Source organism: Peribacillus sp. V2I11 (assembly GCF_030817135.1).
Lineage (GTDB): Bacteria > Bacillota > Bacilli > Bacillales > DSM-1321 > Peribacillus > Peribacillus simplex.
In genome coordinates, this window is sequence record NZ_JAUSYW010000001.1 from 1,279,269 (window position 1) to 1,300,617 (window position 21,349).

The window sequence follows — 21,349 nt, forward strand, 5'->3', positions numbered from 1 at the left end:
TCATTACGTAATTATCATTTGAATTTTATATACATTTCGAAAACATTTTTGTTATCATTAATTCATAATCTTTTGGAAATGAATGCTAAATTTTATAACAAAGGAGGAATCGTTCTTGAAAAAACCATATACTGAATTGACGATTGGGATGATGAGAACGGGGATATTAGGTTTCGGCGGCGGGCCATCTGTCATCCCGCTCATCCGCCATGAAGCAGTTTCCCGCTATCACTGGCTCGACGATGATGAATTCGGGGATACTTTGGCGATTGCCAATACACTGCCAGGACCGATTGCCACTAAGATGGCAGCATATCTTGGTTATAAATTAAAAGGCTGGCCGGGAGCCCTCGTAAGTGTGGCCGCTCACGTTTTACCTTCATGCTTTGCGATGGTTTTCTTGATTGCGTTCATTAATGTTTTAAGTAATTCAGCGATGATCAGCAATATGATCGCTGCTGTCATGCCGGTTGTTGCCGTCATGCTTGGTCAAATGGCTTATGAGTTTGGCGAAAAGGCGGTAAAAGGGTTAGGAAAGGTGTTCGGAATCACCTTTTTTGCGATTTCCTTTTTCCTTCTGCAGATCATTTCCCTGCATCCGGGTATCGTCATCATGATTTTCCTTATATATGGGGCGTTCCATTTTAAATTAAAGGATAGATTGAGAAAAAAGAAGACTGATAGGAAGGAGGAATCCGCTTAATGGGTCTTATTATCCCAATAGGAGTTGCTGTTTTTCTGGCGTTTTTCATAGCCAATATTCTTGGTTACGGCGGAGGTCCAGCCTCGATTCCGCTAATGTATGATCAAATCGTCACCCGTTATGGCTGGCTTGATAATACCGAGTTCTCACAAATGCTTGCGTTAGGAAATTCACTCCCAGGACCAATCGCCACGAAAATAGCCGCATATGTCGGATATGATGTATATGGCTGGCCAGGATTTCTAGCTGCATTGGCAGGCACGATCATCCCTTCAGCCGTGGCTTTGATATATTTATTAAAAATCCTGCGAAAATACAAGCAATCCCCTATTGTAAAAGGCATGTCACTGCTTGTACAGCCCGTGATTGCGATCATGATGTTATTGCTCACCTGGAATATGGCCGCGGATGCGGTCGGGTCCATCGGCTACATCCATTCAATCGTCATCGCTGGATTGGCCTTCCTGGCTTTAGGTAAATTCAAGATTCACCCCGCATTCGTAATCATTCTTGCCTTTGCGTACGGCGGCTTTATCATACCGCTCACATGATAATAAAAAATCCACCTATATAGGGGGATTTTTTCATTTAAAGCTTCATGCCCATCCGGCTTTTATAGCGTTTAATGAGAATTTGGCAATCAACGCTGACAACACCGACGACCGCATACAGCTTCTCATTGAGAAAGCGTTCCATCTCCTGATTATCAGTAAAGATTCCGTGCATATGGAGTTTACTCGGACCGGTCATATGATATAAACTCGTTACAGCCGGTTCCCTTTCTAATTGCTGTGCGACCGATTCCAGATATTTTGGCTCAACCTCAACGTTAAAGAATGCCGAGACATGGATGCCGACCTTAGCTGGATTTATGACCGCAGTGAACCTCTCGATCACCCCGTTTTCAACAAGATGATTAATTCTCATCTGAACCGCAACTCTGGAAAGCTCCACTTTCTTCGCTAAGTCGGTATACGAAATTCGTGCATCTTCATGTAAAACCGATATGATTTTCTTATCGATTTCATCAACTTTCAAGCTGGGAATCTTAAAGTCCTCTGCCATCCTACGTAACTCCTTTTCGATTTCTTTATTCCATTATCGCAGAGAACACCATCGGATCACAACAATCTTCCTTTTCACTCTTTAACCTCCATTAAAAACGGAGAAATTAAGCAATAGCCAAATATATAATGGCCTGCCCATTTTCAATAATCACTCTCCAATTTGCATATTCCATCATATATGTAATTTTTTAAACTTAGGATACATCATTTCGTCCAGCGGTATGGCTTGAAGACGTCACCCCCTTAAGGGATATGGGCGAAACTATCATCCTCTCTGCAATTAAAGGGAGCAAATGAGTTCCTAATAGACTGCAGTCCCCCTCCTCATTCGAAAAATGGAAGGCGGGGGTTTTACAGACCGTTTAATGCAGGATAAAAGCTTATGAATATCCAATGGACACTTCCTCAACCCTTAGTTTGAAAGGTCTTTGCGATGTTTTTGTATTCCTCATCATTGAGAATGCCCATTTTTTTGAATAATGCGGAATAAGCCATTATTTTCTTTTGCGTACGGTTTGTACAATTCATATGGATCAGCTCCTTTTTTACATAGTATTCATTTATGACAAAATGTTTCCTTGATGCAAAACATTTCGAATTGACTAAATCAAAAAAACTGAAGGTAAAAGTCAGCCACTAACCAAAAGAGTTATGTATATTTCCAATTGATTTTTGTGCTGTTTAGTAAGGCTTATGTTTATTTAGAGTAAGTGTCAAAATACAACCTGATTTCCGATTACCATATAACCAAGACTGAAAAAATGCAGTTTGGGTCCATTAAAATGTTGTCCTTCTTGCAACAAGTGATCAATCGGATTATGGTAGTTTAAGAAGATGCGTAGAAATTGAAAAAAATGCATACTTTCTTCATACTTTTTCGCTAAACTGACTTTATTCTATAAGAAGGTGAATGCCCTGAAAATCTCATATAAGCTCGGACTATCTATATTTGTTTGCATTTTTTTGATGGAAACCGTTTCGATGATTTACTTACATAATAAAGTGATCCATTCCCGTATCAATCAAGAATTGGAATCACTGAAGGCCCGCGGCAATAGTCATCGTGATGTTTTGGAAATCACGTATTCCGACTCTACCCTTCAGCATATCGGCCTGATGGAATACCATACCGATACAGATGTCGTGATTACGAACACAAGAGGGGATATTCTGATATCTTCCGAAAAGGTAAATGGGGGAATGAAAAAAATCTTGGCAAAAAACATCCCGCAAATACCCAGAAAAGGTCTGGTTATCCAATCAAGTTGGAAGGATGAAAGATATATAGCCACCGTTACGCCATTTATCAGTGACAAGGAAAAAAAAGGCTATGTTTATATGTTCAAAGATACTAGGGATGTTGAGGATTTAATCGCACAATTGAATAGGCATTTCCGTTTTGCGACTGCATTGCTTCTTTTCTTCATGCTGATCACCATTTATTTTCTGTCAAAAGCTTTGACTAGACCGCTAATTGCGATGAAGGAAGCGACAACTAAACTCAGCAAAGGGAATTTTTCAGTGGCTGTGCCAGTACGGTCTCATGATGAACTCGGGGAGCTTGCCCAATCCATTCAAAGCTTGGCTAATGAATTGAACTACTTAAAGAAGGAACGCAATGAATTTCTGGCGAGTATCTCTCATGAACTGCGCACGCCGCTAACTTATATCAAGGGATACGCTGATATTGCCCGCAGGAAAGATTTGGATGCATCCGAACGAACACGATACTTAGAGATCATCCATGATGAATCTGAACGATTAAACAGATTATTGGACGAACTATTCAATATAGCTAGAATGGATGTAAATACATTCACCATATCAAAAGAAACCGTCCAGCTCTCTTCATTCCTGCAAAACATTCATGAAAAAGTGCTGCCTGCTTTTGCAAATGAAAGAATCCAATTGAATCTGGAATGTAAGAATGATTTATTTTTAGATATAGATCCCTCACGGTTTGAGCAAGTCATTCTTAACCTGCTGGATAATGCGCTGAAGTACTCGAACGAATATACAGTCACCACCATCAAAACCACTGAATGCCTTGGCAGGATTTCCATCTCCGTAATCGATCAAGGGGTTGGCATTCCCCCTGAAGATATCCCCCATATCTTTGATCGTTTATATCGTGTCGAGAAATCACGCGCCAGAGATACCGGTGGATTCGGATTGGGGCTCTCCATCGTCAAGCAATTAGTGGAGATACAAGGAGGAACCATTTCGGTTAAAAGCAACTTGGAGCAAGGAACATGCTTCACCATCACATTTAAGGAGACAACAAATGAAGACAGTAGTTCTGGTTGATGATGAACAGAGAATGCTTGATCTATTAGAGCTATACATTAAACCTCACGGATATACATGCATGAAGATGAAATCTGGACATGAAGCCTTACAGTTCTTAGATCGTGAACATGCGGACATAGTACTTCTTGATGTAATGATGCCTGAGATGGATGGGTGGGAAACGTGCGAAAGGATCCGTGCGTTTTCCAATATTCCCATAATCATGCTCACAGCCCGGGATGCTGCACAAGAAATGGTGAAAGGGTTGAAAAAGGGCGCAGACGATTATATTACGAAACCATTTAATGAAGATGTTTTACTTGCCAGAATCGAAGCGGTGACGCGGCGAGTGCATAATCAGGATAATCATGTGATCTTTAGGGGGCTAAAATTAAATGAATCCGCTTATGAGGCACATTATAATACCAAAACAATCCCATTAACACCAAAAGAGTTCTCACTGTTGTGCTTGTTTTTAAAATCCCCAGATCATGTGTATTCCAGAGACCACCTCCTTTCGACCATATGGGGATTTAAAACGGATACGGAAGATCGGACAATCGATTCCCATATTCGAAATATTAGAGAGAAATTGCGTCATGCCGGTTTTCCAGCAGATCAACATTTGAAAACGGTCTGGGGCATCGGATATAAATGGAGTTCTGTGGGATTGATATGAATTTCATTTCTGAGGCATTACTATCCAGCGGCCCTTTTTCCATTGCTGTAAGTTTAGTATTCAATATATTGATTAGCGTGCTTGGTTTTATTCCAAGCGTATTCATCACGGCTGCCAATATCACCGTATTTGGATTTGAAAAGGGATTGATCCTTTCTTACATGGGGGAAATTGCCGGAGCAGTGGTCAGTTTTTGGTTATATCGAAAGGGCTTTCAAACATTCCAACCCAAGTTCATGAAGAACCGGTGGGTCATGAAGCTGCAAAAGTCACAAGGGTTTCATGCATTTTGGATGATCCTGATGCTTAGGCTCCTTCCTTTTATACCATCCGGCGTGATCAACCTTACAGCAGCATTAAGCAAGACCGGAATGATGATTTTCTTTCTCGCGACATCCATCGGAAAACTGCCTGCCCTCCTTGTCGAGGCGTATTCGGTGACACAAGTATTGAAGGCATCGGACGATGTAAGGATTGTTTTGGTACTGTTGATTCTGGTGATCGCAGTCGTTTATTACTTTAATAGAAATAAGAAAAAAGGAATGTAGTAAAAAAGCTTTTCTACTTTTAGGTTAAATTGGTAGGGGACTTCCTTTTTAACCCTACATTGATAAGGCACCTACCTTCTATTAAAATTTTTTCAAGAGCCGGTAACCCTTGGTCTCCAAGGGTTACCGACCAGATCCAGAAGGTGGATTCGACCTTTTCCTTCCACGAAGGATTACCCCATTATATCAGGAAAAGATATTCGACGAGTTCGTTGTTTAATATATCCCTGTGCCGGGAACGGTTTCGCAGCCTTTTTTCTGCGCCGCCTTTTCACTAAAATAGCAACAGAAAGACTCCACTATGGATGGATCGAAATGCTTTCCTTTTTGTTCGTTTATGAAAGATGATGTTTCAGCCACTTCCAGGCTGCTGATCACATCATTGTTTATTTCCCTTGAAATCTTATTTAAAATAAATCCAGCTTTGAACCCAATGATACTGTTCCTTGAATACCCTGTCGTCTGTTCATAATATGAAATTCCAAATAGATAGGCTAAATGAACTATATCCGGATGATAAGGTATATAATACCATACAAGTTTTATATACAATAGTTACTAAGCATCGTTTTGTGAGTAAGAGATAGATTACAAGTTTCTTACTGCACCAGGATCAGCCTTCGCATTCCTTTTAGCATATTGCATGACGAAGGGTAAATGGGTTCATATCCGCGAATGTTACACTTATATAATGAGATAATGCCTATACTATCTTCCTGTTTTCTGGAAAAAAGAATGAAAATATTGTGTTTTAATGGGAAATTCCTTTATAATGCGCATTAGATGATTTTTTAGCACTGTATTTCGAGAGGAGACTGAATATGAAGAAACTATTGTACCCAATCATCATTGGATTATTGGCAGTTGTTCTGACGGCTTGTGGTTCGAACGATGAAGCTGATAAGAAAAATGACGAGAAAGAAACTAAAACAACTGAGAAAGAAACGGCTAAAGCAACCGAGGAACAGCAAAAACAGATGGAAGAAATGCAGAAGAAACTAGACAAGCAAAAGGTGGATGAAAAGAAAACGGTGGCCATCGTCAATGACGAAAAAATTTCAGGTGCAGAATATAATACCCTGTTGTCTACCACACAAATGCAAATGCAGCAATTAGGACAAGACCCGACAACCAAGGAGGGAGCCAAACAAATTAAAGAGCAAACGCTCAACTCTTTAGTGGGGCAAAAATTGCTGCTTCAAGCAGCTGATAAAAAGGGCTACACAGCTTCCAAGGCCGAAATTGATAAGCAACTTGCCGAAATCAAAAAGCAATATGAGAGTGAAGAGAAATTCAAGGAAGCGATGAAGCAAGCAGGCCTGAATTCGGAAACTCTGAATGCTCAGATTGCAGAGAACATCCCATATACGAAGTACGTTGAAAAAGAGATTAAAGTGGAAGAAGCAACTGATGAAGAAATCCAAAAGTATTACGACCAGGTTGCAGGGCAAGCTAAAACAAGTGGGCAAAAGGTACAGAAACTCGAAGAAATGAAACCGCAAATCAAGGAACAACTAGAAAAGCAAAAGAAACAGGAAAAGCTTGTGAAGCATGTGGAAGAACTTCAGAAAAATGCTAAGGTTGATATTAAGATTTAATGAAGAAAAGAGCTGCCAAAAAATTGGCAGCTCTTTCTTTATGGTCTTTCGTCCGCCTACCAAACCGCATTAACGCGTTTAACATCCCAAGCATGTTCAAGGTCGCTCTCTATTGCTAATTATAACTAGCTGTGCAATTTATTAACAACAACTGCTGCCGCAGTCCACTCACAGCTTTTCAATTTTATTTATTCACCCGTTTTTGAGAAACGTGCAATTCTTTCGCCAATTTCATCACGAACACGTTGGAAGGTAGCCCATTTTTCTTCATCTGTTCCTTCCGCTTTTGCCGGGTCATCAAAGCCCCAGTGTTCACGTTTAACATGCGGTGGCGTCATTGGACATTTGTCTGCCGCATCGCCACATAACGTAACGACAAAATCGGCATTATTCAATATGTCTGGGTCGATGATATCCGATGTTTGATTGGAGATGTCCAATCCAACTTCATTCATTGCTTTTACAGCTTTTGGATTTAACCCATGAGCCTCGATTCCTGCACTAAGCACTTGCCATTCGTTACCTAAATATTTCTTCCCCCATGCCTCTGCCATTTGGCTTCTGCAAGAGTTACCTGTACATAAGAAGTAAAGTGTTTTTTTAGTCATTCTGTTTCTCTCCTTTTTCAGTAAGAAAGTGTTTAATGAATAATTTGCAACCATATATATAGGCCGACTAATGTGATGAACAATGTTGGGATGGTTAAGATGATTCCCGTTTTAAAGTAGGTTCCCCATGAGATCTTCACGCCTTTTAATGAAAGGACATGCAGCCACAATAACGTAGCCAAAGAACCGATCGGAGTGATTTTCGGGCCCAAGTCCGAACCGATGACATTTGCATAAATAAGGGCCTCCCTGATTGCGCCTGTTGTATGGGTGTCGGAAATGGCAAGGGCATCAATCATAACGGTTGGCATGTTATTCATAATGGATGACAGAATGGCGGCGATGAAGCCCATTCCGACAGTAGCAGCGAATAATCCTTGATCAGCCGTTACTTGTATAAGGTCAGCTAAAATGTTCGTCAATCCAACGTTTCTCAATCCATACACCACGACATACATTCCAATGGAGAAGAACACAATAGCCCATGGTGCGCCTTTTACAACGGTCTTGGTATTAACAGCTGGACTTCGTCTTGCCATAAACAAGAAGAAAATGGCGATAACACCTGCAATGATGGATACAGGAATGTTGAAAAATTCACTGATAAAATAGCCTACCAACAGAATGCCTAAAACAATCCCAGACAGGCGAAACATTTTCACATCCCGAATGGCATCGACTGGCTTCTTCAATTGAGCCATATCATAATTCTTCGGAATGCTCTTTCTAAAATACAAATATAATACCAGGATGCTAGCTGCTAATGAAAACAGGTTGGGAACGATCATTCTAGATGCGAACTCAATAAACCCGATATCAAAAAAGTCAGCAGAAACAATGTTGACTAGATTACTTACGACAAGCGGTAAGGATGTAGTGTCCGCAATAAACCCACTCGCGATGATAAATGGGAAGATCATTCTCTCTTCCAGCTTCAAGTTTCGAACCATCGCCAATACAATCGGAGTTAAGATGAGCGCGGCTCCGTCATTTGCGAAGAACGCAGCGACTAGGGCTCCGAGAATACTCACATACAAAAACATTCTTACTCCATTTCCTTTGGCGGCTCTCGCCATATGCAAGGCAGCCCATTCAAAGAAACCAATTGCATCTAAAATTAAAGAAATAATGATAATAGCAATGAACGCCAACGTCGCGTTCCATACAATACCCGTAACGGTAATTACATCGTCGAAGTCAACAACTCCAACGAGTAAGGCAAGTACCGCCCCCCCGCATGCTGACCAGCCGATTGACAATCCCTTGGGTTGCCAGATGACGAATGTCAACGTCAGCAAAAAGATGATACTAGCTAATATAACTGTACCCACTGATGTTCTCCTCCTCGTTAGTTACAACAAATTCGTTTTCCTTGTGCGATTAATTCTTCTACTTTAAATGCTTGACTTGGCAAGTCCTTGATAACCGTTTGAATAAATGAGTAATACGAGGATGTTTGGTTTAATGAGTAAAATATCCATTGTCCTCTTCTCGCTTCATTCACAATTCCGCTATCTTTCAACTTTCGTAAATGTTGGCTAATAGCAGGTTGGCTCATATCAAACAGGTCTACAAATTCACAGACACAACATTCATGTTCAGACATAATTTTTACCATCGTCAAACGTGTTTTATCCCCTAAAAGTTTAAGAACGTTTGCCGTAGCTTCTATATCCAACGCTTCATTCGTTTGCATGTTATCCCTCCTGCACAATCGAACAAATAAGAATATGCTTATACGATGATTCAATATCAGTGTATAAGCATATTCTTATTTAATCAAGCATTAAATATCCAACAAAATAATTTTAAAATATCTCCGCCTAAGGAGAACTTAGCCTGTACGCCCCCACGACTAGGGGGGGAAAATCTTTTCCAAATGCTCTGTTAAAGGGTGTTGTTGATTTCTTTATGAACTAATAGGGCAGGTTATTTAATAAAAATCAAAGTGACGCTTTTAAGTCAGCCCTATTTAAGAATCACCAATTTTCAGCGTGGTATTGTATGAGTTCAAACATACGAATTATAGAAGGAGAAAGCCAGTTATCCTTATGATAAGTCAAATATTTTGATATGGAGGAATGGTGTTGTGGAATAATTTCTACTTTTAGTTTATTGCTTTCTAAGTCTTCGTCCGAAAAGTAAGGAACTAGTGATATGCCTAAACCACTTTTAACGATGGTTTTAGTGCTTCTATACTTTGAAACTCTAAACTTTCTGTTACGTTCATATTCTGATTGCGAATATTCAACAAAAACCGATTTATAACTACATCTAGGTTCGGAGTACAGTACTGTTTGAGATATATCTTTAACATCTAGAGGGCTGAAAAAAACATTCTTTCTCTTATAAGTTTTTCAGAGTTAAGTTCTTCTTGTCTCCAACCATCTTTTTCCAATGAGAAGGCTATGTCAACTTCCCCATTTTGAAGACTTCTTGTGAAATATATTTGATGAGCAAGCAAAAGAGTGGAAAAAAGTTGTCAATGCCGTTCATTCAGCAGGATCAGCAATCTTTATACAGTTACAACACACTGGGCCATTTTCTCAGGGAAATCATTTCACTGATGAAACAGTCGCTCCCTTCTTCTGTTCAACCAAAAGGAGAACAGCTAAAATTCCATTTAGGTGAAGGACATTTCAATTACCTAGATAAATAACAAAAGAAAAAATAGCCGATGTTAAAAACAGTTTTGTTGAAGCTGCAAAACGCGCTAAATCTGTTGGCTTTGATGGGATAGAACTACATGGAGCAAATGGTTATTTATTAGATGCATTTCTAACGGAATATACAAACCAACGTACTGATGAATATGGTGGCAAAACAGAAAACAGAGTTAGGTTATTAGTAGAAATGATTCATGAAGTTAGAAAATCGGTAGGAGAAGACTTTACTATTGGTATTTCACAGAATTTAAAGCGTGGCACTCAGCATTTGAAACAGGAAAAGCTTCACTTGTAGCACTTGCCAAAGAGTATTAGTCAATTACCTATAATCGCAAATGGACAGTTAGAGAAGCCAGAAAGAGCTTCTGATATGATTAATAATGGTCATGCTGATATTATAACTTTAGGTAAAGGAGCATTGGCTAATCAAGACTGGGTATAGAAAGTTCAAAATGAAGAACCTATAGAAGCGTTCGATTCGGAAAAGTATTACACCCAACTACTGTTATTAAAGATTTCGAATTATAGATGAAAAAATAAAATGTTTAACAACGCCTTTTCCAAAAGGAATTTAATATTGCATCTTGAAATAAAAAGTATCCGTATTAAAAGACCAGCCTTGGGCTTTATCAGACAAAAACAAGAAAACTGCCGGTGACCGGCAGTTTTTTCAGCTTTATAAATATTTCCGGTGAATACCTTTTCCATCATAGGAAAACAGGACTTCTTTTCCTTCCATGACTGTTTCCATATGCACGGAGCGGCCCCAGAGCTGATGGATGTATGGCATGACTTTTTCGAGATATTTCAAATCCAGTTCAATACCTTCATACCAATGCTTTAGATAAAGTTCCCCATTACGCATGAAGTCTCCATCATTTACTGTGATATAGGGGAATCCGCCGTTAACCCTCATACTGACGAGTTGATCACGAACCTGTTCCCATGCCTTATCGACGATTTTATAATCCTTGCCCTGCTTTTGGAATAAATACATATCCTCCCGCATGACCAGATCTTTGGTCAAATAATTGCGGAGAAAGGAAATATCCGATTCGATTTCCCTGACTTCGAACATCTTTTCCCGGCCAGATCCAGGCTTGACGCCCAGCCTGATCATTTCTTCGGTTGGATTATCATAGCGTTCTTCAATATCTTCAAGCACTTTCAATCCAAGATAATAAGGATTGATGCTGGTCCGTGATGGCTGCACGACGCCTGCGTTCAGTTTTGCGAATTCAATGGCTTCCCCTGAGGATAAATCCAATTCACGGATTATGCGCTGATGCCAATAGGATGCCCAGCCTTCGTTCATGATTTTCGTTTCCAGCTGCGGCCAGAAATACAGCATCTCTTCCCTGATCATCGTCATGATATCCCGTTGCCAATCGGTTAAATCCCTGCTGTACTGTTCTATGAAAAGCATAATATCCTTTTCAGGCCTTGGCGGGAATTTTTTTCTTTTTTTAATGTTGGATTCCTTCGGTTTATCCTTATTATCAAGGTTCCATAAATCATCGTATTGTGTGGCTGTCGGCTTTATTTCCTCTTCTTCTTCCTCATCTTCCATCGTCCAGGCAAGCTTCGGTCTCATCAGCGACGGATCGATATGTTCTTCAATGGCTAAAAGTGCATCGAGGAAGGTTTCCACTTCCTTTTTGCCATGCAGGATTTCATATTCACGGATTCTTTCTGCCGTTGCCGACATACTTTCTACCATATCTCTCTTAGTATTATTGAAGCGCACATTATTCTTAAAGAAATCACAATGCGCCAAAACGTGGGCAACAATCAATTTATTTTGTACAAGTGAATTGGAGTCCAGCAGAAAAGCGTAACAAGGATCAGAGTTAATGACCAGTTCATAGATCTTACTTAATCCAAAGTCGTACTGCAGCTTCATTTTATGAAATTGCTTCCCAAAGCTCCAATGAGAAAAACGGGTCGGCATCCCATAGGCACCAAATGTATAAATGATTTCAGAAGGGCAAATTTCATACCGCATCGGGTAAAAATCCAACCCGAACCCAGTTGCTATTTCGGTAATTTCACTAATGGCATATTCCAGAGCCTTTTGCTCCGCTTCATTCATCCGATATCCCCCTTGTCTTCCGCCTTTAAACTAATGTATGAAAAAAAGGAGGAAAAATGCCGTGATCATGAGTAAAGGTCCTCGATAACAGAAAAAAACACCTCCATGAAGAAGATGTCAGGTCAAACGATTCATGCATTCTGCACTCAAGCTTAATTTTCCCTTTGATATTAAAATTTCGCGAATTCCTTATTCACAGCCTCTTTTTTCGTTTTTGAACGGATCCAGGAAATGATGAGCGCTGCAATGATGACAAAACCTAAGTATCCCGTGATTGGGTATACAGTCCCAACCAATTTAATAAAGCCAACGAAACTTGCGAGAAAAGCGAGGATCCCGACCATGATCACGGATATTTTAAAGCGTTTCGTTTCGGCAGGCACCATCCTGGCGGTGAATGCATACAGCATCCCGACAGCTGTATTATAAATCATTCCTAAAAGGATGATTGATAGGATATATCCCAACCATGGAGAAATCTGATTCGCCAAATGAAGGGTAGGCATACCTGAGCCTTCTATGCCCTTCAAGTCGGACATCATCCCCAAATTGATCAAGAATAGCAAGATCCCCAATCCGATACCTCCTAGAATTCCTCCCATACCAGCCGCTTTCTTATTCTTGAAGGTCCCTCCCATTACGGCCAGCATGGCAATTCCGGCAGTCATATTATATGAAACATAAAGTAATGAACCCATCATCCAATTTCCGGTTGCAGCCGTTCCTTTACTTGAAGATGAAATGATTTGATTGAAACTTAGATCGGATGTGAAAAATGAATAACCTGAAATAATAATCATGATAATAAATAAAAACGGTGTGACTGCACTAATGATGGACATTATTTTGTTAACATTAAGTAAAAGAGTACCAATCGTGAGTACTGTCATGACGATTGCACCAACTATACTTGGAATCCCGAATTGTTCTTCAAATATCGTTCCTGAACCGGCAATCATGATGACTGTAACGCCAAACAAGAAAAATGTGATAACAATATCGACCACCCTGCCTATATAGCGGCCGCAAATATGATCGATGATGCCTTTATGGGAGCGTGTTTGGAGAATGCTCCCCAATTGAGTAACTTGCATGCCTAAAAACGCGAATAAAGCTGTCGCCACCACAATTCCCAATACACTGTAGATTCCAAAACTCGTAAAGAACTGTAATACTTCTTGTCCTGAAGCGAAACCTGCACCAATGATGATTCCAATATATGCTCCTGCAAGATTTATACTGTTTTTCATATCAACTACCACCCTAATTATATGATTATTCTGACAATTTAAGATAAAAGAAATATCCTCCCTTTCATCATTATCCTGTTCTTTAAGAGCCTCCCAGCTAATTGAAGCTGGGAGGCTCTTTTATTCCAACTCTTTACATTTATCATTTGGTATATCTTTTACTATAGGAAGTGAATTCATCGACCGCAGCGTAATCGACTTCATAGCCAATTCCTGCCGCCTTTGGAACGGTTATGACTCCATCTTCCACTGTAACCTCTGGTTGGATGATGTCTTTATGCCAATAATTCGCGGATGCTGCGGTATCACCAGGCATCGTGAAGTTATCAAGTGTTGTCAATGCGATATTATGGGCACGTCCCACACCAGATTCCAACATGCCTCCGCACCAAACCGGTACATGCCTTTCTTTACATAATTCATGTATTTTCATTGCTTCCGTTAAACCGCCAACCCTGCCGATCTTAATATTAATGATTTTACAGCTTCCCAATTCAAGGGCTTTTCTTGCATCCTCCACGGAATGTATACTTTCATCCAAGCAAATCGGAGTTTTGATTTCTGCTTGTAATGTGGCATGATCGACAATATCATCCGATGACAAGGGCTGCTCGATCATCATTAAATCAAATTGATCAAGCTGCTTCAGTAATTCGATGTCTTTCAGACGGTAAGCGGAGTTAGCATCTGCCATGATCGGGACATCGGGATATCGATTGCGTACTTCCCTGATTACATCTACATCCCAACCTGGTTGAATTTTCATTTTGATTCTTTTATACCCATCCTTCAATCCAGCTTCTATCTTCGCCAGTAATTCAGGTACCGTTTTTTGGATGCCGATACTGATCCCAACATCGATTTTTTCCAGTTCCCCGCCTAAAGCCCTGCTTAATGGGATATTCTTTTCTTTTGCATATAAATCCCAGATGGCACCCTCGATAGCCGATTTTGCCATATTATTTTTACGAATGTGCGAGAACATATCCGATACATCACGAGGATGCTCCATTTCTTTATCCAATACAAGCGGAATCAGAAAATCCTCCAGCATGGTCCAATTGGTTTTTATTGTTTCTTCGTTATACCAAGGTGCTGAAAAAGCCACTGATTCAGCCCAACCTGAAAGCCCCTTTCCATTTTTCACTTCCACAAGAATGAACTCCTTATCTACAAACGTTCCAAAGCTTGTTGTAAAGGGAGCTACCAAATCCATATTTAAATGACGTAAACGCACTTCAGTTATTTTCATCCCGATTCCCCTCTTATTCTTGTTTTTTTAATAAATAGTTTTGAATGTTTTCACCTTGCCTCCGTTCGATTCCGACTGCAACATATCCTTTGGCAAATAGCGTTTTGAATAATTCACCCGTTTTTAACCGCCAATCAATCGCAAGGCAGAGATCACCTTTTTTGATTTTTTGAATATCCGTCGGGATGGGTATGGCGATCACCTCGGCATTGGTTTCGAAATGATAATCCTTGATGTGAGGAAAGCCTTGGTCATTCATTCCTGTCGTTACGATGTGTATGGCTTTATCAGAAGGTGAGGTCTCTCCCTTTGCTTCCTGCCGTATATTCCATTCCACCATGAACCGATCAGTGGACAATCCTTCATTGAGGGTATCATTCATATTTCCATAACAATCTTCCATATATGTAGAGCAAACAGCTTTTAGCTTACCGATATTCAAGTTTGCATTCACACTTTCCAATGGGTCATACGTCCATGTGATCAAGTCGTAGCCTTTTTTGAGTGCTTCTTCTTTTTGTGCAAGTTTAAGTAACCTGCCGTAGCCCTTCTTTTGATGAGCCGGATGGATGGCTAACATATGTGAACAAAGATACACCCTTCCGTCCTTGAATCCCGGGAAACTATATTGAAACCCGACTAACTGGCCATTGATGTAGCCGCCTAAAACAAGCCCGCCGTTTTTGACTGCCGTAATCGTCTGATGAGTGGGAACGCAATCCATGCCCCATACAAGGACTTCCAATCGCTGCACTTCTTGTAAATCCTCTAGTGTTGATAAGGATTTAATGATTAATTCATCAGTCATGTAAGTGGCCCCCCCTTTCCATATTTCTCGAAAGTCAGAATGATGGCTTTGGTCAGGATTTCAATTCCCGATAACAAAGCTTCTTTGTTGAACGTCATGTTCGGATGATGGAGCCCTGGTGCTAAATCACAGCCCAATCCAAGCATCGTCGCCTTGAGTTCAGGTCTTTTCAACGTATAAAAATGAAAGTCTTCTCCTCCTGTTGTAATGACAGGGGCTACCAGATTCTCTTCACCGAGTGTATCGGCTATCGCTTCAGACATTATTTCCTGTGCTTGATCGTTCACGATAGCTGCAGCAACATTGGTTCCCGGTTCGAGTTTCACATCGACTCCATGGACAATGGCCAAAGATTCTGCAACCTTTTCCACCTTTTTGGTGAGCTCTTCCATCACAGCATTATCCTGTGCCCGTAAATCCAATGAGAAAGTGGCTCTCCCTGGGATGATATTGGAACTTTCGCCACCAGCAAAAAACTGCGTCATTTTCACTGAATAAGGAATGGATGGATTAAGATGGATACCATTTAATAAAGTGATGAATGCTGCTCCTATCTCGATGGCATTTTGTCCTTGATGCGGTCTTGCTCCATGTGCATCCGTCCCCGCTATTTCACCTTTAATGAACTGAGCGGCTCCATGGACAATGGCTGGTGCCGCTTGCCCATCCTTCACTTCCTCAACCGGTCTTAAGTGCACACCATACAGGAAATCGACATCATCCAAAACTTTTTCTTCAATCATCTTCAAGGCGCCCATACCTTTTTCTTCAGCAGGTTGAAAAATGAATTTCAGTTTGCCTCTTGGTTGAAAGTCCATTTCCTTCAATACCAGGAATACTCCAAGTGCCAAGGCCATATGCCCATCGTGTCCACAGGAATGATTGGCCTGAAACGTCCCATTCACCTCCTGCCAAAGTGCATCGATATCCGATCGTATTCCGACTGTGAAATTCCCTTCCCCGATTTCCCCAATCACCCCTGTACAGTCCTCGAATGTTTTCACCGTACATTGATTTCCCGTTAAAATATTTGAAATGAAAGCTGTCGTATTCACTTCATTCCAACTCGTTTCAGGATGTGCGTGCAAATGGTCAAAGATATCGAGTATACGAGGCCTTAATTTTCCGATAGATTGTTTGATATCCATTACTGTCTCCCCCTTGTATCCCGGTTTAATCGGCTTGTTCACCTAACTGATGGAAGTTTTATCTCAAAAGAAATAATCGTCTTGATTGAACGCATCATATATAGCTTTTCTTTCTTTGAAACCCTGTTCGTCTTTAATCGATACACCGGCTACTAAACTATTCAATAAGGAGAATAACACCGGTGCCGTATCGATAGTGGAAGTCCTAGGTGTTGAAATGGGCAATAAAATGTCAGTGTATTCAGCAATTGGAGCCAGTTCAGAATCCGTGACCCCAATTACAAATGCACCCGCTTTTTTGGCCATTTCCGTAATTTTCACAGTCTCTTTAACATAGCGGTGAAATGAAATGGCTACAAAAACGGAATTTTCAGTCATTTTATCCAACAGTAAAAAAATATCATCTGTATCAGGCCTATATAAATGGACCTCTTCCCTAACAAGCCTCAGCGTAAAGGTTAACCAATGTGCTGCCGAAAATGATAACCGGTGTCCGGATATCAAAACATTGTCAGCTGCCGCCAATTTATCAACTGTTTTGGAGAAATCTTCATTTGATAAATTTTTCATTGTCTTTTCGATACTTATGATATCCTGCCCCATCACTTGAGCCATGAAGTTTGGCTGATTCGCGGCTTCAAGTTTTGAAGAATGATACTCATTCAAACTGCTGCTCTCGTATATCAACTGATTGCGTATAAGTTTTTGAAGTTCCGCATATCCACTTAACCCCAATGAATAGCAAAAGCGGATGATGGTCGTTTCACTGACTCCTATATTTTTTCCGAGATTTTGAGCTGAAGTGACTGCAAATGTATGTGAATGCACTAACAAGTATTTTGCTACCTTTTTTTGGCCAGTAGATAAATCAGGGAATACTTCTTTAACTTTTTGCTGTAAATCCATAAAACATCCCCTCTAAGCAAGATATGAATCCAAAACTTTTAATGTGACAATTTGAAGTTTTAACTTCATCAATAATAGAGAGTATTTTATCACGGGACTATTAATAAAACAATAATATTCTGAATTTTAAATAAAAAAGAAGGACAGTATCCTTCAATCCACAAAAAAACCACGAAGATATACTCCGTGGTTTTCTTAATCTTATTTTTTATGACGCTTTGCATAGCCACAGCGTTTACATAATTCTTCAACTGCACATCTTCTTGAAAAACCATCGTACATATTTTTCGCCCGTTCACCATTTAAAATGTCTTCAAGTGATGTTTCGAATATATTTCCCAGCGGTATTTTCCCTTCACTGTCCAAGCAACATGGTACGACTGTACCATCCACCAAGATGCCTAACTGATTTCTAAGAGCATAGCAGAAAATATTTTCATCGATAATGTCACGGTCCAATTCCGGCCACTCGAATTTTTCGGCCATGTTTATATATACCCGGTCCTTCAACTTAATATTATTCTTTCGCTGAAGAGCTTCACTTAAGCGAATGTCCAATGAAAGCTTCTCCTCCAACATGCTAAGAATATCGTCGTTAAGGCCATTACTCGCTTTTAATTCATCCGTATCCATATTCCATAAACGAATGGCACAAATCACTTCACTTTTTTCATTTGCTTCATTTATGAAATCGGCAATATTACTGACATAAGAGTCAAGACTATTGCTCGTATCGTTTGCCTCAAAGCTATGAAGTGAAATATTCACCTGCCGAAGGGCTTTTTTGGAGAGCAGCTTGTCTTTTACCTTTTGAATCAAGGTACCATTCGTTGTAATATTAACCTTCAGGTCATTTTCAGCACTGATATCCAGGAATGTACCCAAATTTTTATTTAAAAATGGTTCACCCATCAGATGAAAATAAATATGATCGGTATGTGGTTTGATTTTCTTGATTACATGCGTAAACCCTTCAGGATCCATGAATTTCAGGGTCCTTTGCAAGCTGGAGCTTGGACAAAAATTACACTTCAAATTACATATATTCGTAATTTCCACATAAACTTTCTTAAACTTTCTCATTTTCTAATACCCCTACAATCAAGCTTATTGTTTCAATCTGATACTAACTATACTGGTTAGCTGCTCATAAATGCAATGAAAACTTCATGGCAGCTGCTTTGACAGGCATCACAGCCCATTGGCACTAATCCGATATCCATTATTTCCATAAAACATTTAAATGCAACCAGAAAAAAAACATCTTCTCGAGGTGAAGATGTTCGGTAAGTGGCATACATTAAATTTCCCGTTTGTTCTGATTTCACTTCCCTTTTTGCTCTGTGACCTTCAAACTAAGTAATTTTTCATTTTTCAAATCATGTTGTACGGTCACGATGACATGGAACTCATTTCCTTTATCCTTGATTGAAAATCTGAAATCGTCTTCGACTAGATTTTTCGCTGCAGTTTTTCTGCCTTTATATTCGTAATCGGTAATCTCAACTTCAGGATAATCTGCCTGCACTACAGCAATCGCAATCTTTCCGTATTTTTCGTAATCGGGTTTTTGGGCCTGTGCTGAAATCGCCCCTGATTGTATAATCAAAAAAATCCCCATTAACATCACGATGACTTTTTTCAAATTGTTTTCCTCCTCATACTTTCCTCTTAGTATTATTATGTAAAATCGTTCAGTTGTTATGCAGCTGCTTCGCTTCATTTACAAGCATGATTCCAACTAATCGATTCCTCTTCCATTCCTCAGGAAACACAGTCAACGGTGGATTGGTTTCATCCACTAAATAACTAAGTTCAATCGTCATACCCGGGCGGTGGAATTTAGTTATGAACCAATCCGTAAACCCGCTTCCTACCGCTTCTTGTTCTGGAAAGGTCAGTTCATATCCAGTCAATTCGGCAGTCTTTTTGGCAATCCCATAATCCCTCGCCATATTTTTCCGTTTATTTTTGTAATGCCAAAAGATTTCCCTTCCTGAGGTATGATAGGAAACAGCCATAAGGGGATCGACTTCCTTCGTGAAATCCGTAAGCGCTTTTACTTCAGCTGCTTCTAATGGTTTTCCACCTTTATAAAATTGATACGTTGGTTTCATTTCATGACTCATTACTTCTTTCCATCCAGCCGGATATTGCCTATTTAAATCAATACCTTTAGCGTTGGCTTTCCACCGGGACCAATTCCTGCTATATCGGTTCATTTTCCATACTGCAGCCTTTTCAAGAACATTTAAGTTGGATAAATCTCCTTGCTGGATGCTGACTCCATCTGGATTCAGCATCGGGATGAACCAGATGCTCATTTCATCCAATGATTCCGTCCGATATTCTCCAACAGGTTTGCCCGCTCGATAGGCGGCTGCATACTCTTCAAGCATGCGCATTAAAAGTATGGAGCTGAGCCATTCCCGTCCATGATGTGCTCCCACTAGCAAAATCGATCTTTTTCCTTTTCCTAACTTGACTGCCTTTATACTTTTCCCCTTTTCAGTTGTCCCGATTATTTGAACGTCCAGTTCATACTGCTTTTGGATTCCTTGCAGATCCACTTCCATCTGTTCAGGGGAATACACTTCTGCCGCAAGTGATGGTTCAGGGAAAAAAAGCAGCACCAATATTCCAATTACCATTATTTTTCTCATGTACTCACCTTTTATTTTTATTCAGGTAAAAAGCAACAACCCCGGTTCAAATACATCGCCACTTATTGTAAGGAAATGTTCTGTCATATCTGAACAAAATACAAATAGCTCCTTATTAAGGGGGAGAAGAACATGAGGATTGCGGATTATGATCAGGCATTGTTTCACACACACCGTTCTGATTGGGACAGCTTGTTAGTATTGATGGTTCGAACGAAAGATCACTTTCTTTCGAAAAAAATAGAACATTTTTTGCACGCTTACAGGTTTGAGCATGATTATCAAATCGTTCAATCCCAGTTGTATGCACTGCTTCGTTATCTGGATCATGCGGCAGAAAAAACAAGTGATTATTTAAGTGAACTTCCAAGCTAAAATCAACTATAGTTTTTGCAAAACGGGAAAATTTATACAAGAGGATCGATTATCGGGGATATAACTTTGGCTGGTGAAACCCTGTAAAAACAAGGAAGGGTCAGGTATGTGAATACCTGACCCTCATTTCATTATTTTTTCATTGTAGCATATGCAGCTGCATACATTTTAAACTCTTCTATCATACCTTCCACTAATACGGCAGACTCTTCAAATAAACCATCATTTTCGTAATCGAAGCAATGTGGATCCAGAACCAATTGTTTTGCGATCACATTTGCATAAAGGCTTCGACCCACTGTCCTCATGGAATTCAAGGCATTGATCCCGCCTTTTCCTCCGCCGGCTACAGCCAATAATGCTACTGGTTTATGCGTGAATTGTTCACTGCTTAGAAAATCCAAGGCATTTTTCAAGGCACCGCTCATGGAGCCATGATATTCCGGAGTGGTCAGAATTACGCCATCAGCTTCCTCGATGCTTTTCCGAAGACCTTGAATCACTTCCAATTGATATTGCTCACCTTCACCTGAATATAAAGGGATTTCACTATTGCTTAAATCAATAAGTTCCGCTCCGTATTTCTTGGATATGTAGCGTGAAGCTATCCCCGTACGCCCTTGTTTACGTGGTGAACCATTAATGATTACTAATTTCATGAATATATACCTCCATTATTCCCGATGTTTTCCGAGAT

At 40.1% G+C, this 21,349-nt stretch carries 24 protein-coding genes; 8 read left to right on the forward strand and 16 right to left on the reverse strand.

What is annotated here, in order from left to right; translation table 11 throughout:
- Window positions 1–115 precede the first annotated feature (115 nt).
- On the forward strand, window positions 116–703 hold the full coding sequence (gene chrB / locus QFZ73_RS06210; RefSeq protein WP_285847343.1) for a chromate efflux transporter ChrB: 588 nt from the start codon (window positions 116–118) through the stop codon (window positions 701–703).
- On the forward strand, window positions 703–1,254 hold the full coding sequence (gene chrA, locus QFZ73_RS06215; RefSeq protein ID WP_063232396.1) for a chromate efflux transporter ChrA: 552 nt from the start codon (window positions 703–705) through the stop codon (window positions 1,252–1,254). The genes chrB and chrA overlap by 1 nt, the downstream gene beginning before the upstream one ends.
- A gap of 37 nt (window positions 1,255–1,291) precedes the next feature.
- Here chrA and chrS read toward each other — a convergent pair whose 3' ends face one another.
- Window positions 1,292–1,768, reverse strand: a complete 477-nt coding sequence (gene chrS / locus QFZ73_RS06220) for a chromate efflux transcriptional regulator ChrS (RefSeq protein ID WP_307264243.1) — start codon at window positions 1,766–1,768, stop codon at window positions 1,292–1,294.
- A gap of 983 nt (window positions 1,769–2,751) precedes the next feature.
- Between chrS and QFZ73_RS06225 the strand changes: the two genes are divergently transcribed.
- The 3 genes from QFZ73_RS06225 to QFZ73_RS06235 are packed head-to-tail and all read left to right on the forward strand — an operon-like array spanning window position 2,752 to window position 5,286.
- Window positions 2,752–4,077: a HAMP domain-containing sensor histidine kinase gene (locus tag QFZ73_RS06225; protein ID WP_307264246.1), complete on the forward strand. Its 1,326-nt coding sequence runs from the start codon at window positions 2,752–2,754 to the stop codon at window positions 4,075–4,077.
- Window positions 4,055–4,738 carry a response regulator transcription factor gene (locus QFZ73_RS06230; protein WP_307264249.1) on the forward strand — a complete coding sequence of 228 codons (684 nt, stop codon included), beginning with the start codon at window positions 4,055–4,057 and terminating at the stop codon, window positions 4,736–4,738. The genes QFZ73_RS06225 and QFZ73_RS06230 overlap by 23 nt, the downstream gene beginning before the upstream one ends.
- Window positions 4,735–5,286 (forward strand): TVP38/TMEM64 family protein, encoded by a 552-nt coding sequence (locus QFZ73_RS06235; protein WP_251435453.1) that lies wholly within the window; start codon window positions 4,735–4,737, stop codon window positions 5,284–5,286. Before QFZ73_RS06230 ends, QFZ73_RS06235 begins: the two co-directional genes overlap by 4 nt.
- A gap of 216 nt (window positions 5,287–5,502) precedes the next feature.
- Here QFZ73_RS06235 and QFZ73_RS06240 read toward each other — a convergent pair whose 3' ends face one another.
- Window positions 5,503–5,838 (reverse strand): hypothetical protein, encoded by a 336-nt coding sequence (locus tag QFZ73_RS06240; protein ID WP_251435451.1) that lies wholly within the window; start codon window positions 5,836–5,838, stop codon window positions 5,503–5,505.
- A gap of 269 nt (window positions 5,839–6,107) precedes the next feature.
- On the opposite strand from QFZ73_RS06240, the gene QFZ73_RS06245 reads away from it, so the two are divergent.
- Window positions 6,108–6,884 carry a SurA N-terminal domain-containing protein gene (locus QFZ73_RS06245; RefSeq protein WP_307264255.1) on the forward strand — a complete coding sequence of 259 codons (777 nt, stop codon included), beginning with the start codon at window positions 6,108–6,110 and terminating at the stop codon, window positions 6,882–6,884.
- A 188-nt stretch (window positions 6,885–7,072) separates the two neighbouring features.
- Here QFZ73_RS06245 and arsC read toward each other — a convergent pair whose 3' ends face one another.
- The 4 genes from arsC to QFZ73_RS28880 all read right to left on the reverse strand — a co-directional run bounded on the left by arsC (window position 7,073) and on the right by QFZ73_RS28880 (window position 9,798).
- Entirely contained in the window at window positions 7,073–7,492 is a 420-nt protein-coding gene (gene arsC, locus QFZ73_RS06250; protein WP_251435445.1) for an arsenate reductase (thioredoxin), read from the reverse strand.
- Between the two features lie 32 nt (window positions 7,493–7,524).
- Window positions 7,525–8,823, reverse strand: coding sequence for an arsenic transporter (locus QFZ73_RS06255; protein ID WP_307264260.1), 1,299 nt, complete (start codon window positions 8,821–8,823; stop codon window positions 7,525–7,527).
- A 17-nt stretch (window positions 8,824–8,840) separates the two neighbouring features.
- Window positions 8,841–9,188, reverse strand: coding sequence for an ArsR/SmtB family transcription factor (locus QFZ73_RS06260; protein WP_251435440.1), 348 nt, complete (start codon window positions 9,186–9,188; stop codon window positions 8,841–8,843).
- 283 nt (window positions 9,189–9,471) lie between these two features.
- Window positions 9,472–9,798, reverse strand: a complete 327-nt coding sequence (locus QFZ73_RS28880; RefSeq protein WP_373458994.1) for a LysR substrate-binding domain-containing protein — start codon at window positions 9,796–9,798, stop codon at window positions 9,472–9,474.
- 364 nt (window positions 9,799–10,162) lie between these two features.
- On the opposite strand from QFZ73_RS28880, the gene QFZ73_RS06265 reads away from it, so the two are divergent.
- Window positions 10,163–10,453, forward strand: a complete 291-nt coding sequence (locus tag QFZ73_RS06265) for an oxidoreductase (protein ID WP_307272628.1) — start codon at window positions 10,163–10,165, stop codon at window positions 10,451–10,453.
- A 381-nt stretch (window positions 10,454–10,834) separates the two neighbouring features.
- On the opposite strand, the gene QFZ73_RS06270 is transcribed toward QFZ73_RS06265, so the two are convergent.
- The 9 genes from QFZ73_RS06270 to QFZ73_RS06310 all read right to left on the reverse strand — a co-directional run bounded on the left by QFZ73_RS06270 (window position 10,835) and on the right by QFZ73_RS06310 (window position 20,277).
- A complete protein-coding gene (locus tag QFZ73_RS06270) occupies window positions 10,835–12,250 on the reverse strand; it encodes a SpoVR family protein (protein WP_251435438.1) in 1,416 nt (471 codons plus the stop codon).
- 170 nt (window positions 12,251–12,420) lie between these two features.
- Entirely contained in the window at window positions 12,421–13,500 is a 1,080-nt protein-coding gene (locus QFZ73_RS06275; protein WP_307264267.1) for a YkvI family membrane protein, read from the reverse strand.
- Window positions 13,501–13,642: 142 nt separating this feature from the next.
- Window positions 13,643–14,752, reverse strand: a complete 1,110-nt coding sequence (gene menC, locus QFZ73_RS06280) for an o-succinylbenzoate synthase (RefSeq protein ID WP_307264269.1) — start codon at window positions 14,750–14,752, stop codon at window positions 13,643–13,645.
- Between the two features lie 13 nt (window positions 14,753–14,765).
- Window positions 14,766–15,560 (reverse strand): GNAT family N-acetyltransferase, encoded by a 795-nt coding sequence (locus QFZ73_RS06285; protein ID WP_307264272.1) that lies wholly within the window; start codon window positions 15,558–15,560, stop codon window positions 14,766–14,768.
- Window positions 15,557–16,708 carry a M20 peptidase aminoacylase family protein gene (locus tag QFZ73_RS06290; RefSeq protein ID WP_307264275.1) on the reverse strand — a complete coding sequence of 384 codons (1,152 nt, stop codon included), beginning with the start codon at window positions 16,706–16,708 and terminating at the stop codon, window positions 15,557–15,559. Before QFZ73_RS06290 ends, QFZ73_RS06285 begins: the two co-directional genes overlap by 4 nt.
- 63 nt (window positions 16,709–16,771) lie before the next feature.
- Window positions 16,772–17,614 carry a MurR/RpiR family transcriptional regulator gene (locus QFZ73_RS06295; RefSeq protein ID WP_063235642.1) on the reverse strand — a complete coding sequence of 281 codons (843 nt, stop codon included), beginning with the start codon at window positions 17,612–17,614 and terminating at the stop codon, window positions 16,772–16,774.
- A gap of 201 nt (window positions 17,615–17,815) precedes the next feature.
- Entirely contained in the window at window positions 17,816–18,697 is an 882-nt protein-coding gene (locus QFZ73_RS06300; protein WP_307264279.1) for a radical SAM/SPASM domain-containing protein, read from the reverse strand.
- Window positions 18,698–18,938: 241 nt separating this feature from the next.
- The gene (locus QFZ73_RS06305; RefSeq protein ID WP_251435427.1) at window positions 18,939–19,259 is read right to left on the reverse strand and encodes a DUF3889 domain-containing protein; all 321 of its coding nucleotides are present in this window, start codon (window positions 19,257–19,259) and stop codon (window positions 18,939–18,941) included.
- A gap of 49 nt (window positions 19,260–19,308) precedes the next feature.
- On the reverse strand, window positions 19,309–20,277 hold the full coding sequence (locus QFZ73_RS06310; protein ID WP_307264286.1) for a M14 family zinc carboxypeptidase: 969 nt from the start codon (window positions 20,275–20,277) through the stop codon (window positions 19,309–19,311).
- A gap of 132 nt (window positions 20,278–20,409) precedes the next feature.
- On the opposite strand from QFZ73_RS06310, the gene QFZ73_RS06315 reads away from it, so the two are divergent.
- Complete coding sequence (locus tag QFZ73_RS06315; RefSeq protein ID WP_048689737.1) at window positions 20,410–20,652, forward strand: YhdB family protein; 243 nt, start codon at window positions 20,410–20,412, stop codon at window positions 20,650–20,652.
- A 131-nt stretch (window positions 20,653–20,783) separates the two neighbouring features.
- Here QFZ73_RS06315 and QFZ73_RS06320 read toward each other — a convergent pair whose 3' ends face one another.
- Entirely contained in the window at window positions 20,784–21,311 is a 528-nt protein-coding gene (locus tag QFZ73_RS06320; protein ID WP_307264296.1) for an NADPH-dependent FMN reductase, read from the reverse strand.
- Window positions 21,312–21,349 lie beyond the last annotated feature (38 nt).